The sequence below is a fragment of the Bradyrhizobium sp. CCBAU 11386 genome (assembly GCF_028128955.1).
GTDB lineage: Bacteria > Pseudomonadota > Alphaproteobacteria > Rhizobiales > Xanthobacteraceae > Bradyrhizobium.
In genome coordinates this window covers 8,302-21,555 of record NZ_LBKA01000017.1, presented here as the reverse complement: position 1 = coordinate 21,555, position 13,254 = coordinate 8,302, and the positions used below count along the sequence as shown (strand labels likewise).

15 protein-coding genes and 1 pseudogene are annotated in these 13,254 nt (G+C 65.9%); 7 read left to right on the top strand and 9 right to left on the bottom strand.

Translation table 11 applies throughout. The annotated features are described in order from the left end of the window. Positions 1–158: 158 nt before the first annotated feature. Complete coding sequence (locus tag XI09_RS04995; protein WP_271565867.1) at positions 159–746, bottom strand: formyltransferase family protein; 588 nt, start codon at positions 744–746, stop codon at positions 159–161. A gap of 261 nt (positions 747–1,007) precedes the next feature. Between XI09_RS04995 and XI09_RS04990 the strand changes: the two genes are divergently transcribed. Continuing rightward, positions 1,008–1,181 carry a hypothetical protein gene (locus XI09_RS04990; RefSeq protein WP_271565866.1) on the top strand — a complete coding sequence of 58 codons (174 nt, stop codon included), beginning with the start codon at positions 1,008–1,010 and terminating at the stop codon, positions 1,179–1,181. Positions 1,182–1,310: 129 nt separating this feature from the next. After that, complete coding sequence (locus XI09_RS04985; protein ID WP_271565865.1) at positions 1,311–1,529, top strand: hypothetical protein; 219 nt, start codon at positions 1,311–1,313, stop codon at positions 1,527–1,529. Positions 1,530–1,534: 5 nt separating this feature from the next. On the opposite strand, the gene XI09_RS04980 is transcribed toward XI09_RS04985, so the two are convergent. Both XI09_RS04980 and XI09_RS04975 read right to left on the bottom strand, forming a co-directional pair. Beyond that, a complete protein-coding gene (locus XI09_RS04980) occupies positions 1,535–1,837 on the bottom strand; it encodes a hypothetical protein (protein ID WP_271565864.1) in 303 nt (100 codons plus the stop codon). 91 nt (positions 1,838–1,928) lie between these two features. Next, positions 1,929–3,782 carry an acetoacetate--CoA ligase gene (locus tag XI09_RS04975; protein WP_442869532.1) on the bottom strand — a complete coding sequence of 618 codons (1,854 nt, stop codon included), beginning with the start codon at positions 3,780–3,782 and terminating at the stop codon, positions 1,929–1,931. A gap of 490 nt (positions 3,783–4,272) precedes the next feature. Between XI09_RS04975 and XI09_RS04970 the strand changes: the two genes are divergently transcribed. After that, positions 4,273–4,824 (top strand): hypothetical protein, encoded by a 552-nt coding sequence (locus tag XI09_RS04970; RefSeq protein ID WP_271565863.1) that lies wholly within the window; start codon positions 4,273–4,275, stop codon positions 4,822–4,824. A gap of 64 nt (positions 4,825–4,888) precedes the next feature. Here XI09_RS04970 and XI09_RS04965 read toward each other — a convergent pair whose 3' ends face one another. Continuing rightward, positions 4,889–5,116 (bottom strand): hypothetical protein, encoded by a 228-nt coding sequence (locus XI09_RS04965; protein WP_271565862.1) that lies wholly within the window; start codon positions 5,114–5,116, stop codon positions 4,889–4,891. A 239-nt stretch (positions 5,117–5,355) separates the two neighbouring features. Here XI09_RS04965 and XI09_RS04960 point away from each other — a divergent pair, with 239 nt between their 5' ends. Further along, positions 5,356–6,453, top strand: a complete 1,098-nt coding sequence (locus XI09_RS04960) for an AI-2E family transporter (RefSeq protein WP_271565861.1) — start codon at positions 5,356–5,358, stop codon at positions 6,451–6,453. A gap of 144 nt (positions 6,454–6,597) precedes the next feature. Beyond that, a complete protein-coding gene (locus XI09_RS04955; RefSeq protein WP_271565860.1) occupies positions 6,598–6,987 on the top strand; it encodes an NUDIX hydrolase in 390 nt (129 codons plus the stop codon). A gap of 1 nt (position 6,988) precedes the next feature. On the opposite strand, the gene XI09_RS04950 is transcribed toward XI09_RS04955, so the two are convergent. Next, the gene (locus XI09_RS04950; protein WP_271565859.1) at positions 6,989–7,267 is read right to left on the bottom strand and encodes a hypothetical protein; all 279 of its coding nucleotides are present in this window, start codon (positions 7,265–7,267) and stop codon (positions 6,989–6,991) included. A 206-nt stretch (positions 7,268–7,473) separates the two neighbouring features. Then, the gene (locus XI09_RS04945) at positions 7,474–7,713 is read right to left on the bottom strand and encodes a hypothetical protein (protein ID WP_092181554.1); all 240 of its coding nucleotides are present in this window, start codon (positions 7,711–7,713) and stop codon (positions 7,474–7,476) included. Between the two features lie 591 nt (positions 7,714–8,304). Between XI09_RS04945 and XI09_RS04940 the strand changes: the two genes are divergently transcribed. Next, positions 8,305–11,409 (top strand): DEAD/DEAH box helicase, encoded by a 3,105-nt coding sequence (locus XI09_RS04940; RefSeq protein ID WP_271565921.1) that lies wholly within the window; start codon positions 8,305–8,307, stop codon positions 11,407–11,409. 79 nt (positions 11,410–11,488) lie between these two features. On the opposite strand, the gene XI09_RS04935 is transcribed toward XI09_RS04940, so the two are convergent. Beyond that, entirely contained in the window at positions 11,489–11,731 is a 243-nt protein-coding gene (locus XI09_RS04935; protein ID WP_092181558.1) for a hypothetical protein, read from the bottom strand. A gap of 127 nt (positions 11,732–11,858) precedes the next feature. After that, entirely contained in the window at positions 11,859–12,029 is a 171-nt protein-coding gene (locus tag XI09_RS04930; RefSeq protein ID WP_271565858.1) for a hypothetical protein, read from the bottom strand. 275 nt (positions 12,030–12,304) lie between these two features. Between XI09_RS04930 and XI09_RS04925 the strand changes: the two genes are divergently transcribed. Next, positions 12,305–12,937: a hypothetical protein gene (locus XI09_RS04925; RefSeq protein WP_271565857.1), complete on the top strand. Its 633-nt coding sequence runs from the start codon at positions 12,305–12,307 to the stop codon at positions 12,935–12,937. A gap of 98 nt (positions 12,938–13,035) precedes the next feature. Here XI09_RS04925 and XI09_RS04920 read toward each other — a convergent pair. After that, a pseudogene (locus XI09_RS04920) lies at positions 13,036–13,254 on the bottom strand (hypothetical protein); the annotation flags it as partial.

Genomic DNA, 13,254 nt, shown 5'->3' with positions numbered 1-13,254 from the left:
AATTTGGCTGATATGCTGACACTTATTCGGACGAAATGTGACCGAAATTTGTTGCAATGCCAAATCGAAAATTGTTCCTGTGGAAACAATGGTTTATTTGTGTTTTTGGCTTCAATTTTCCAAGCAGAATCAATGCGGCTTCACATTAAGGGTAAACGTCAGGACAGACTCGGTGCGGAGGTCGCGAACTGCTCGTCCTGGGTCTTGGCCGGCAGTGCCTTGTGAACCTTGACGTAGTCGATCACGTCGGCCAGCAATTTGAGCCCGAGCGGGGCGAGCGCGCGCTCCCAGAGTTCGCGGGCGGTCTCGCCCCTCTTGACGAAGCACCAGTCCTGCGCGGCGATGGCGCCGGCGTCCATGCGGGCGGCGAGATGATAGATCGTGCCGCCGGCGATCGGATCGCCTTCCTTGATGGTCCATTCCACGGCGGCCTTGCCGCGGTGACGCGGCAGCAGCGAGGGGTGATAGCCGATCCCGCCGTACCTGGCCGCGGCGAGCGCATCCCTGCCGATCCGGGCATGGCTGTGGGCCGTGATGATCATATCGGTGTCGGGGGCGATCTCGGAAGCCACCACCAGCTTCGGATTGGCCTGCACCACCACCTCAATGCCGGCAGCCTTGGCCGCAGCGGCAAGGCGATCCTCGGCGTCGGTCACGACGACCCGTGCGATCGCGACGCTGTGCTCCCGGAGCATGTTCAGGGTGACCACGCCGAAATGGCGGGAGCCGACGAGGGTAATGCGCATGGGTGTCCGATCCGTCTCGCAACTGCGTCATACCCCCGATAACACGTCCCGGCGCCGTGTCACCACCCGCGGGCCATTTGCGCCGGTTATCAACAATGTGCCGGGCGCGGGACACGATGAATTCCACGATTGCGCGGCCGACCGTCCCGCGGCTACGCCTACCGGCCGTGTTACCCCTACAGCGCCTATCGCACAGTGCCGCGGACCTATTGCTGCGCCACCGACCAGCGTTGCCGCACGGCCACGGTCGGGCGGCAAGTGATGGATGCGACGGTTCCTGTGTTTCATTTCGAACAGAATGAATCCATCCCGCCGTTAGAATGGCGATACCGGGGCTGGCGACATTTCAACCCGCATCCGTTTTCGAACCCGGCTTTGGCCGCTGGCCTGATCGCCAGCGGCCTTTTCATGCTCGGCGATCGAGAAATCGTCTGACGGTAATACGTTCTCAACCAGCCTGGCGTATCGACGAATCCGTCGCGGATTTGTATTGCGTACCGCGACACCGAAAATGTCCCGCCGGCGTGGGTGCGCCGCGCGGGCCTTTTCGCCGGGACCGATTTCATGCCGAGCGCGATTGAGCAGATCGTCGACATCTATGTCCGACTGAAGAACCGGCGTGGTCTCGACCAGCTGATGATGCACCGGCAACGGCTCGCGGTGGATCTGAAGAGTAGGTCCGGCTATGATTTCAGCCTGCCGATCAGCCAGATCGACGAGGAGATCGCGATCATCGAGGCGGGCCTCAGCCGGCTGAAGGCGGAGAATCCCGCGGCGCTCTAGCGCGCCTAGGAGCGCTTCCCGCCGTCGATCACCGTGAACAGTGGCCGGGCCTTGGTCGGTTCGACCAGCAGTTCGTCGACCATGGCGCTCGCAGCCTCGACATACTTCCGTGTCGGCTTGTCCAGGGGCCTCAGCGCCTCGTCGTCGAGCGCGATCTTGGCGGCCTCGACCAGTTTGCGCATGCGCTCGGCATGGTCGTCGCCCGCGGTCAGCGTCGCGCGGGCCAGCGAGCGCAGCACGAACAGCTCGCCTTCGAGGCGGAGCAGGCGGTCGTTGAGCCTGGTGAGGACGGCGTTGAGGTCGGCCATGGCGCGTGTTCGTTGCGGAAGATCCATCCTGATCTAGCGGCGATCGGTGAACGGAGTGCAAACGGCATCGACGCAATTGGGGCGATCTCCTTCAGGCCGCGTTCCGTGCCAGATAGTCGCGCGCGAAGGCGAGATACCAGTCGAGGCAGGCGGGATTGGCCATCGCCTCCTTGTTGATGACCTTCTCGACGGGGTGGCCGAGCAGCAGCTTCTTGATCGGCAGTTCCTGCTTCTTGCCCGACAGCGTGCGCGGGATCTCGGCGACGGCGAAGATCTCGTTCGGCAGGAAGCGGCGTGACAGGCCGGCCTCGATCGCCTTGTTGATCTTGGCCTGCATCGCGTCGTCGAACGCGACGCCGTCGCGCAGCACCACGAACAGCGGCATGTAGCTGTCGCGGCCGAGATATTCGAGGTCGACGACGAGGGAGTCGAGCACCTCAGGCAAGGCTTCGATGGCGGAATAGAGCTCGCTCGTGCCCATGCGCAGGCCGTGCCGGTTGATGGTGGCATCGCTGCGGCCGTAGATGATGCAGGAGCCGTCCGGATTGACCTTGAGCCAGTCGCCGTGCCGCCACACCGGCCCGCGGCCGCTGCCGTCGAAATTGTCCGGATAGGTCTCGAAATAGCTGGAGCGGTAACGCACGCCGTCCTCGTCGTTCCAGAAGTAGAGCGGCATCGACGGCATCGGCTCGGTGCAGACGAGCTCGCCGACCTCGCCGGTGACGGCGCGGCCCTGTTCGCTGAAGGCTTCGACAGCGGCGCCGAGCAGGCGGCATTGCATCGCGCCGGGCGTCTGCGGCAATTCGCGGTTGCCGCCGATGAACGCGCCGGCGAAATCGGTGCCGCCGGAAATGTTCGCCCACCAGATGTCCGCCTGCGCCTTGCTGCCGTTGGTCTTCGACAGTGCGGCGAAGCGGTCGTTGAACCAGGCTTGCGTGTCGGCGCTGAGCGGCGAGCCGGTCGAGCCGAGGCAGCGCAGCCGCGACAGATCGCCGGCGGCGGCGAGATCGATTTCGGCCTTGGCGCAGTTGGCGAAGAACGCCGCGCCCGCGCCGAAGAAGGTCGCTTTCGACTGCGCCACGAAGCGCCACAGCGTGGTCCAGTCCGGCTTGTCCTTGGCGCCGCCGGGGCTGCCGTCGAAGGTGCAGCAGGTGGTGCCGCTGAGCAGGCCGCCGACTTGCGAATTCCACATGATCCAGCCGGTCGAAGAGTACCAGTGATAGCGCTCGCCGAAGGAGTTCTGGTGATAGGAGCAGCCGATGTCGTTGTGCAGGCCGAGCAGCGCCAGCACCACGATGACGATGCCGCCATGGCCGTGCACGATCGGCTTGGGCAGGCCGGTGGTGCCGCTGGAATAGACGATCCAGAGCGGATGATCGAACGGCAGCCAGGCCGGCTCGAACGCGTCGATCGCGGCGCTTGTCCTCGCGACAATCTCGGAGAGCAGGGCATCCGGTGCGGCCGGCGCGCCGGCCTCCCTGTGCAGGATGACATGCGCGACCGTGGGCAGCGATCGCCGCAGCTCGGCGACGATTGCGCGCCGGTCGTGCTGCCGGCCGGCATAGGTGACGGCGTCGCAGGCGATCAGCACCTTGGGTTCGATCTGCTTGAAGCGGTCGATCACGGCGGGCGCGGCCATATCGGGCGCGCAGACGCTCCAGACGGCGCCGATGCTGGCGGTCGCGAGAAATGCGATGATGGTCTCGGGGATGTTGGGCAGATAGGCCGCAACGCGGTCGCCGGGCTTGATGCCGTTATCCTTCAGATGCAGCGCGAGCGCCGCCGCCTTGCGCCGCAGCTCCGGCCAGCTCGTTTCCCTCAGCCTGCCGTCCTCGCCGCCGCTGACGATCGCGGGCAGGCCGGCGGCGTCGGCCGCCTCGACATGCCGGAACACCTGCCGGGCATAGTTGACCTGTGCGCCGGGAAACCAGACCGCGCCGGGCATCTTCCGCCCGAGCTTTGCTTCGTCCGCGTCGCCCTTATCAGGACAAGGGCGCAGGGAAGGCCGGGCGCCGGCTGGCACCCGCAGGTCCGTGCGCTACAAAAGATGCACACGGGGTGGACCACAGGTTTCGCCGGATCGCCCGGCCTTCCCTGCGCGAATGGTTTTAACGGTGTCCTTCGTGCTCTCCCCGGGGAGCGATGCACTATTGCCCCGTCGGCTCGCGGATGACTGATGCGCGCGGCCCGGTCGGGCAGCGCACATCACCACGAGACTTGACGCACAGACCCCGGGCGTCAGGACCACACGACTTCGCCGTCCGCGCACGTCCTCGCTGGGACTTCGAGAGCTGGCGTGTGCTCGCGCCCGAAGCCATGCGAAGACGCTGTCGGCGCCGTGTCGTTCGCGCGAAGGCAATTGCTCACGGTTTCCCGCCCTGCAATGCTGCTCGCGCCCGACGCCGTCGCGTCCATCGCTGCCCGGCCCGCGGTTCGTGACGAGGGGGGGGGGGGGGGGGGGGGGGGGGGGGGGGGGGGGGGGGGGGGGGGGGGGGGGGGGGGGGGGGGGGGGGGGGGGGGGGGGGGGGGGGGGGGGGGGGGGGGGGGGGGGGGGGGGGGGGGGGGGGGGGGGGGGGGGGGGGGGGGGGGGGGGGGGGGGGGGGGGGGGGGGGGGGGGGGGGGGGGGGGGGGGGGGGGGGGGGGGGGGGGGGGGGGGGGGGGGGGGGGGGGGGGCAAATCCGAATTTCGGTAAAGTGGAATATATTTGCGGCCGAGGATTGACAAGCGAGGCGGGAGATTTGTGCGGGGTGTTTTGCTCGACGGGCAAAGTCGGTCCTCTCGCTCCGTCGTCATACCCCGCGACCCGGCTACGCCAAGGCTTCGCCGGGGTTGAGGTCCAGGGGCGCCGAAGCTTTAGCGTAGGCGGCAGGCGGGGTATCCAGTACGCCGCGGCTTCTCCGTATCGCCTCGCTGTCTCTGGAATACTGGATTGCCCGCCTGCGCGGGCAATGACAGCGAGGGGATGGCATGGCCGGAGTGTTTCGTGAGGGTCTCGTAGCCCGGATTGCGCTGCGCTCCATCCGGGTTACGACACACCTGTAAAGCTGTCGCCTACCACCCGACGCCGGCCCAGCGCCGGCCAAACACCGGCGGCTTCGTCTTCACGGCTTGCCAGCCGAAGAAGTGATGGTTGCCGGACCATGCGTGCACCACGCCACTGCAGATTCTGCATTTGAAGCTGCCGGAATGCACCTCGCTGTGCTCTTCCCGGGTCGCGGTGTAGTTCATGCTGCAACCGGTGCAGGTGAATTCTTCGATCGTCCAGATGCTGTTGGCCATTGCACGGAATGTTTCTTGGGACCTCGGTGCACGGTAGGGGCGGGCCTTTGCATCGGCGTAAACCGGCGCAACGAAATCCGGTTAATCGCCGTTAGCCAAGCCGGGCTCCACCCCTTGCAGGATTTTCCCGGGTGAGGGCCGGGCGCGAGCCCGCCTCGTCTTGACGCCCGGCCCGTGGCTGGCAATAACGGCTTGCCCGTGCAAGTGCCGGAACCCGCGTCGATGCCGCAAGGAAGGTCGTGCCCGTGAAAAGTCTCCGTCAGCTCCTGACGGGAGAGGACATCATCCAGCTCGTGATCCGGCTCGGCCTGCTCGCCCTGCTGATCATCTGGACCTTCCTGATCATCCGTCCGTTCGTGCCGATCCTGGCCTGGAGCGGCGTGCTCGCGGTCGCGTTCTACCCGGCCTTCAGCTGGGTCGCCAAGATCCTCGGCGGGCGGCCCAAGACCGCGGCGGCGATCCTCACCTTGATCACGCTCGGCATCGTCATCGGCCCTGCAACCTGGCTCGGCATCAGCGCGGTGGACGGCGTGCGCGAACTGGCGCACCAGCTCGGCACCGGCGACCTCGCGCTCCAGTCGGCGCCGGAGCAGCTGAAGTCGTGGCCGGTCGTCGGCCCGTGGCTCTACGAACTCTGGGACCAGGCCTATACCAACATCCGCGCGGTGCTGCGGGAAGTGGCGCCGTATCTCCAGCCGCTGGCGGGGCCGCTCTTGTCGCTCGCGGGCGATGCCGGCGTCGGCACGCTCCAGTTTCTGGTCTCGGTGTTCGTGGCCGGCTTCCTGTTCCCGCATGGGCCGAGGCTGGTTGCGGCCGGCCGCGGCTTCCTGTTTCGCATCGTGCCCGAACAGAGCGAGCATTTCCTGGGGCTCGCCGGCGCGACCATCCGCGCCGTGGCGCAAGGCGTGATCGGCGTCGCGATCGTGCAGGCACTGCTCGCCGGCATCGGCTTCAAGCTCGCGGCCGTGCCGAGCGCCGGCCTTCTCGCCTTCCTCGTGCTGCTGCTCTCGATCGTGCAGATCGGCGCCTTCCTCGTGCTGCTGCCGGTGATCATCTGGATCTGGACCGCCAAGGACGTCACCACGGCGCTGCTGCTCACGGTGTTTCTCGTCCTGGTCGGCTTCATCGACACCATGTTGAAGCCGCTCGTGATGGGGCGTGGCCTGACCACGCCGACCATCGTGATCTTCGTCGGCGTGATCGGCGGCACGCTCGCCCATGGCATCGTCGGCCTGTTCATCGGGCCGATCATCCTGTCGGTGGCCTGGGAGATGATGATGGCCTGGATCAGGACGGAGGACCGGGCGGAGGCGGGCACGAGGGCGGGCGAAGGCTGATCTCGCGCGCTCGAACGGCATGATCTGCCCGCCGTGTCGCAGCCGGTGCGACGGCCCGCGGCTGTGATCAAGGCGCGTCCCGAACTTGTCTATCCGACTAGACAAGTTACGATTGGGACGATTCTATTTTCGATTACGGCAGCAATGGCGAAGTCTTCCAAGCTGGTTGCCGCCAAGCGCGGCAAGGTATTGTTGGTTCGACGCCGGTCGGACGGCCTGTGGATGTTCCCGGGCGGCCGCAAACGCGCGCGCGAGTCCGAGAAGGACTGCCTGCGGCGGGAGATCAAGGAGGAGCTGCCCAAGCTGAAGCTCGGCAGGATCAGCCTCTGGAAGGAAGTGAAGGCCAGGAACAAGCGGTCCGGCCGCAAGATGAGCGATGCGATCTTCATCGCCAAGGGCGCCAAGGGCAGGCTCGCGATCGGCGACAAGAAGGAGATCGACCGCGCCGCCTGGCAGAAGCCGCGCGGCATCCGCCTGACCCCGACCTCGCGCTATATCCGCGACCGCCTGTTTCCGAGGAAGCGGCAGCGGTGAACTAGTCTTCTCGACCCACCGAACGGCCCCGCCCGGCGAATGACCGCTCCGCGCGCGGCTCGGGCGCTGCGCGCCTTGCCGCCTCGGCCTCGCGCTGCTCCTTGCGGGCCTTGCGCGCGTTGCGCATCGCGCGCTTGACGAAAGGGTGCTGCGAATCCTCGGCGAAGAACAGCACCACCTCGCAACGCGGACATTGCCTGGAATAGCCGTCCTGCAACCGTCCGGCGCGATCGCGGAACACGGACTTGCAGCGCGTGCACTGAATCTGGACGAAACTCATACGCGATCGACAATGACTGATGGAAATGGATCGTCAGGTGATCGCAAATGTCTGAAGAAAGCCTGAAGGCTTTGGCGGTTTTCCGGGAGGTCTTGTCGCGGCCGATGTCGCGCGCACGACGGCGATGCTCGCAAAACGCGGCCAGGCGTCATCGGCCCGTCGCGACCGGCGGCAGGCTCAGGTCGTCAAAGCTGCCCGACCAGCCGCTATTGCTTGGCCGCCATCGTGTCCAGGCAATGGTTGAGAAAGGCGGTGCGATCCCTGGGCAGCACCTTCTCCAGATCCGCCTTCATCGCGCATTCGCGCTGTCGCAACTGCTCGGCGCGGCGCTTCTCGGCCGCCTCGCGGTATTCGGGAGCAACCTTGTTCGGATCGACCAGCGGCTGCGAGCGGGCGGGGGCCGTCGCAAGGAGCGCGATGGCGGCGATGAAAATGAATGGTTTCAAATGAGCCTCCGTAAAAGGGGCATCCTAGCGCGCGGCGCGCGCAGGCTCAAACCGGAGGTGCGGTACCCCGTTCCGGCATGATCGGGCCGCGCCAACAACCAACAAGGCGTGTGAACCAGTTCACAAGCGCGCGGCGCATTCGCTGCTATGAAAGTGTCATTGCCTGACCAATTCATTTTTAGCGAAACACCCCAGCGTCCAAGCGCTGGGGTTTTTCGTGCCGGCCATGCGGGCAGGGCGCGCGCGATTGCAGCAGCCACTGCATCCAGAGAAGCAGATCCTGCGCCGCGTCGGATGCTTCAGCAGCGGCGAGTTCCCCGTCCGTAGGGCGATCAACAGCCAAAGATTTCGGAAGCGCAATGGTGCCCCGAACGTTGCCACGAGGCGTGCGTTGGCAGGGCAAATCCCATATGCATGGCGGCGAGCAGCCGAATCGACAATGAGGCGGCTCGCGTTCGGTGGGTGACAGTTTACGACCAGAGACGGATTCAAGTGAGGCTTACCAAAAAGGCGAAGGCGACCAAGACATCGCCAAGGAAAGGCAAGGGGTCGCAGCGCGCCACGATCTCGTCTTCGTCGCCCCTCGGTTCGATGGCTCTGCATCTGCTTGCACAATGGAAGCAGTCCGGACGCAGCGGCATCGTTTTTCTCGCCGAGAGCGAGAACAGGGCGGAGCGGCTCGGCAGCGTCATTCACGCGCTCGATCCCTCCTGCGAGGTCCTGGTGTTTCCGCGATTGAACACTTTGCCGTTCGATCAGCTCGAGCCGTCCCACGAACTCGCAGGGCGCAGAGCCTCCGTGCTGCGACGCCTCGCAAAATCCAGGAAGCCGCTCTTTCTGGTCTCGACGGCGGAAGCCGTGATGGAGCGCCTGCCGCCGCCTGCGAGCCTGTCGCGCCTGAGCGTGAGCCTGAAGGTGGGCGGCGCGTTTTCCGAGCGCGACCTGCGCGGACGCCTCGAAGTCCTGGGATACGATCTCGAGGACGAGCCGGACTATCCGGGCGGAGCCCTGTTTCACGGGCAGACCTTCGAGATATTTCCCGCGGGCGCGCTGGGGCCGTTCCGGATCGAGCATTCAGGCCGCGCGATCAGCCGGATCGTGGCGTTCGATCCGAAAGAGCACGACATCATCTTCGAGACCAGCGAGCTTCTCGTCGATCCCATGTCGGAGCGGCTGGCCTTCGCCGGCAAACGCGGCAAGCGCGCGACGCTGTTCGACTATTGCGGGCGCGCCAAATGGATCGCCGACGCAGGGGTCCCGTTGCACGTCGACGGCTGGCTGAGCACGATCGAGGAGGCGGCGCCTCGCGCGGAGAGGGAGCGCGAATACGTCGGACGGCGCGACTGGAAGCAGCTCTCCAGGGGCATGAAGGTGTTGCCGCGGACGGCGTCCTTCCAGCCCATCCCGGAGTTTTCGAAGCTGACTTCCGCCAGGAAGGCGCTGCGTGCCTTCGTCGAGGAGACGCGGCGGGCCGGTTCGCGGCTGATCCTGGTCGCGGCGCATGAGGACGACCTGCGCGTGATGGAGCGGATGAGCGGCGTCAAGGCGCAGCGCTGCGCGGATTGGGACGCGGCGGCGCGCGGGCGGAGCGGCGAGGCGGCGCTTCTGGCCGATCTCGATGCGGGCTTCGTGGTGCCGGGGAAAAAGTCTCTCGTTGTGGTGACGGCATCCGACGTGCTCGGCAGCCGGGCGCATCATCCGCAACCGATGGCGCGGGCCTGGAGCGCGGCGTTCGACCATGCCGACGTGCCCGAGCAGGGCACGGTGGTCGTGCATCTCCAGCGCGGCCTTGCCGTGCTTGACGGCTTGCAGACCGTGAACACGGGCGGCGGCGCGCTGCGCGAGATGATCCGCCTGGTGTTCGCGGGCGACAATGCGGTTCTCGTGCCGCCGCCCGATCTGGCCCTAATGTGGCCCTACGCGACCGAGCCCGGCAAGCTGGCGCTCGACAAGGCGGACGGCAGCTCCTGGTGGGCCCGCCGCACCGAGGCCGAGCGCGAAATCCAGATCGCCGGCAAGGCGCTGGCCAAGCACATCAGCCAGCGCCGAAGGCGGCGCGCCGAAAAGCTGGTTCCGCCGGGATCGGTCTATGAGAAGTTCGTTGCGCGCTTTCCTTATTTCACGACGATCGATCAGGCCAAGGCGATCCGCGACGTGCTGGATGACCTTGCATCCGGCCATCCGATGGACCGGGTGATCTGCGGCGACGTGGGATTTGGCAAGACCGAGGTGGCGCTGCGGGCGGCTGCCGCCGTGGTGCTGTCGGGCAAGCAGGTGGCGATCGCGGTGCCGACGACGGTGCTGGCACGGCAGCACGTCGCAACGTTCCAGAAGCGCTTCGCCCCGTTCGGCATCGAGGTCGGCAACCTGTCACGTGCGACGTCCGGCGCGGAGCTGCGGGAGACCAGGGAGGGACTGCGCAGCGGCCGGATCAAAGTCGTGGTCGGAACGCAGGCGCTGGGCGCGAAGGACGTGAAGTTCGACGATCTCGGCCTCGTCATCATCGACGAGGAGCAGCATTTTGGCGCGGCGGAGAAGGCCAGGCTTTCCAGCCTTGCCAAAAATGTCCATGTGCTGATGATGAGCGCCACGCCGATCCCGCGCACGCTTGCCGCCGGCCTTGCCGGCTTCCGCGACCTCAGCGTGATCGCCTCGCCACCGGTGCACCGGCTTCCGGTCGCAACCAGGATTGCGCCGCTGTCGGACGCGGCCATTGCGTCGGCGTTGCTGCGCGAGCAGCGGCGCCACGGCCAGAGTTTTCTGATCTGTCCGCGCATCCAGGATCTGGATCCGATGCTGGCGCGGGTGCAGGCGGTAGCCGGCGATCTTCGCATCGTGTGCCTGCACGGCAGATTGGCTGCCGACGAGATCGACGACCGGATGATGAGCTTCGTCGAGGGCAGGGCCGACGTCCTGCTCGCGACCAACATCGTGGAGAGCGGCCTCGACATTCCGCGTGCGAACACCATCGTGGTCTGCTGGCCCGAAAAGTTCGGCCTTGCCCAGCTGCATCAGCTGCGCGGACGGGTCGGCCGTAGCGGCATCCGGGCGTTCGCCCATTTGCTGACCGAGACGAATTCCGGCCAGTCCGAGAAGCGGCTGGCCGTGCTCGAGGAGTTCAGCCGGCCGGGCGCCGGCTTTGCCATCAGCGAGCGCGATCTCGATCTCAGAGGTGCGGGCGACCTGTTTTCGGAGCAGCAATCCGGCCATGTCCAGGTGTTCGGGCCCGTGCTCTACAGCCACATGCTGAAAATGGCCTCGGAGAAGGCGGATGAGGAGCGGGCCGCGGTGTGGGTGCCCGACCTGAACCTGCCGGTCGCGGACATGCTGCCCGAGACCTATGTGCATTCCGAGCCCGTGCGGCTCGAACTCTATGCGCGCGCCGCAAGATGCAGCAGCGAGGACGACCTCGTCGACCTCGAGGAGGAAACCTCCCGCCGCTTCGGCCCGCTGCCGAAAGTCGCGCGCGATTTCTTCGCCGCCGCGAAGCTCAGGCTCGAATGCAAGCGAAGGGGCATCATCCGGCTCGACGTCGGCCTCGGAGCGGTCGCCGCAACATTCCTGCCCGGACGGTTGCGGAAGTCGAGAGGAAAGTCACTCCAGCGCGACGGCGATCGCGTCGTCTATCACAGCCAGATGCGCGACGCGCCGTTCGAGCGGGTGGAGGAGTTGTTCGAGGTGCTGGACGAGACCTGAGGGGCGGACGCGCCGGATGAACTTGGCCAAGTGCATCGGCCAAGTGAATCGGCCACGTGCATCAGACAGGCGGAGCCCATCACTTCGAGGCGTGGTCGATCTTGTGCCCCAAATGCCCGGTGTCGTGATCACGGCGCAGCTGGCTCAGCGACGTCTCGTTCAGCTGAAGCAGGACCTCGCTGAGCTGGGTCGCATCGGGATAGCCGGCCGCAAAACCCTTTCCGTAGATCTTGCGCAACGTGCCAACCAGCGTGTTGCCGTGCTTCTTGCTGATCCCGCCATCCTTGTCCCGATGGCGAGCGTCCAGGCCCGATTCCTTCATGGGTCTCTCCCTGTGCGGCGTCTTCAGCGCCTGGAGAGAGCGTGCTCCCAAATGAGTTGATTGGCAACGGCGCGGCGCGCGGGCGTCGAGCGCCGGTTCGTGCCACCGGGTAGCGAAGGCGGAGTGGCTAGGCGGCCTGCTCCTCAAAGGAGGTGTATACCCGGCCGGTCGGATCAACGATCTGGACGTCCCAGCACCCGTCCTCGACGAGCTCTCTGGCCTTCTTCAGGGCGGCCGCAAGTGACAGCCGCTTCAGGCTGACGATGCCTGCCGTGTCGAAACCGTTGATTTCAAACATGCCGCTCCCTCCTGTTTTGCTGAATCTTACACTGTTTGAGGATGTTGTCTCGCGGCTTTGTGGCGCTTCGAAGCCGGCTGCCCCGTTGCTCGTTCCCTCGCATGGACCCCGTAATCGGCCGGGGTGGCTGGGCCTGCCGGCCGGCCCTGCCGCTAACGTGGAATTAATCCAAAAAGCCCACAATTTTAGACAGTTGTGTAGATGGGTGCTGCGTAAAGGAGGCGTCGCGAGGACGTTCCGGCGACGGCTTCCTTTTGCTCGCTCATTTGAGGTCAATGCACGTGACCACGACATTCGAAGCGCCAGGCCTTGTCGAACAACTCGACCCTGCGGCACTTGCAGCCGCCGCAGCAGCATCCGAGCCCGCAGCCGCGGAAGCTCCGGCCCCGATCAAGCAGTCCAGCCGAACATCGGTCCTGGCACTGTCGGTGTGTGCCTTGGCCATCAATGGCTCGGCGGCCCTCTATACATTGCCGTCTGATTTTTCGTCGCTGAATGTCGGCAGTCTGGCCGAACTGCTTCCGCGCCGGGAGCCTTCCGCGCCGAAACCGGATCCGGTTGTCGCCGCCTTGAAGGATATCCAGTCGGCCCAGCAGCAACACACGGCTTCGCTGCAGGAGAACAACCACGCACTGCAGCAAAATGCTGCTCTGCTGCAGCAGGATTCAATGGTGCTCCTGTCTCTGCGACAGAGCATCACGGACGAACGGGTCGNGCCGCAACTGGGAACCGCTGCGGCCCGAGGCATAGCCCCAGCGCGCTCACCAAGCCGGCATCCCACCCGCACTGAAGCAAGGCCGCCCCTAGCCTCGTTCGGTCGTTCGTTGCGCAAGAGTTTGCCGTTCCGGTCCGGAACACTACTGCCAATGTTGGGAAACGAACAGAACGGCGCTCCGAGCTGTGAGTAAGCTCGGACCTGCTTGAGCTTCCCCAAGGTTCAAGCACCCCACGGCCCCGGCCTCAACGCCCACCACGAAACCCCACGGCCGGGGCCGTTTTTTCCCCGCTATCGATATCCCATCGCCGGTGTCGGCAGCCCGTCCCTATTGAAGTCTGGCCGGACGTCAGCGCCGCGCTCGCCGCAGGCAGTGCAGATGAAGCGCGGCTCGATGTCGGACAGCCCGCAGGTCACCAGGCCAGCGGTCCGCGCGATGGAATGTCCGCAGCGGTAATCAGCGCAATAGATCAGAACGCCCCGGACGATATCCGGTCGGCCCAGCAGCAG

What these genes read in the sequence shown, in the direction of transcription:
- XI09_RS04950 (WP_271565859.1), bottom strand. Translation starts at nt 7,267, where the DNA reads ATGAGTTTCGTCCAGATTCAGTGCACGCGCTGCAAGTCCGTGTTCCGC.
- XI09_RS04930 (WP_271565858.1), bottom strand. Translation starts at nt 12,029, where the DNA reads ATGTTTGAAATCAACGGTTTCGACACGGCAGGCATCGTCAGCCTGAAG.
- XI09_RS04975 (WP_442869532.1), bottom strand. Translation starts at nt 3,782, where the DNA reads ATGCCCGGCGCGGTCTGGTTTCCCGGCGCACAGGTCAACTATGCCCGG.
- XI09_RS04955 (WP_271565860.1), top strand. Translation starts at nt 6,598, where the DNA reads ATGGCGAAGTCTTCCAAGCTGGTTGCCGCCAAGCGCGGCAAGGTATTG.
- XI09_RS04935 (WP_092181558.1), bottom strand. Translation starts at nt 11,731, where the DNA reads ATGAAGGAATCGGGCCTGGACGCTCGCCATCGGGACAAGGATGGCGGG.
- XI09_RS04980 (WP_271565864.1), bottom strand. Translation starts at nt 1,837, where the DNA reads ATGGCCGACCTCAACGCCGTCCTCACCAGGCTCAACGACCGCCTGCTC.
- XI09_RS04990 (WP_271565866.1), top strand. Translation starts at nt 1,008, where the DNA reads ATGGATGCGACGGTTCCTGTGTTTCATTTCGAACAGAATGAATCCATC.
- XI09_RS04995 (WP_271565867.1), bottom strand. Translation starts at nt 746, where the DNA reads ATGCGCATTACCCTCGTCGGCTCCCGCCATTTCGGCGTGGTCACCCTG.
- XI09_RS04965 (WP_271565862.1), bottom strand. Translation starts at nt 5,116, where the DNA reads ATGGCCAACAGCATCTGGACGATCGAAGAATTCACCTGCACCGGTTGC.
- XI09_RS04985 (WP_271565865.1), top strand. Translation starts at nt 1,311, where the DNA reads ATGCCGAGCGCGATTGAGCAGATCGTCGACATCTATGTCCGACTGAAG.
- XI09_RS04940 (WP_271565921.1), top strand. Translation starts at nt 8,305, where the DNA reads ATGGCTCTGCATCTGCTTGCACAATGGAAGCAGTCCGGACGCAGCGGC.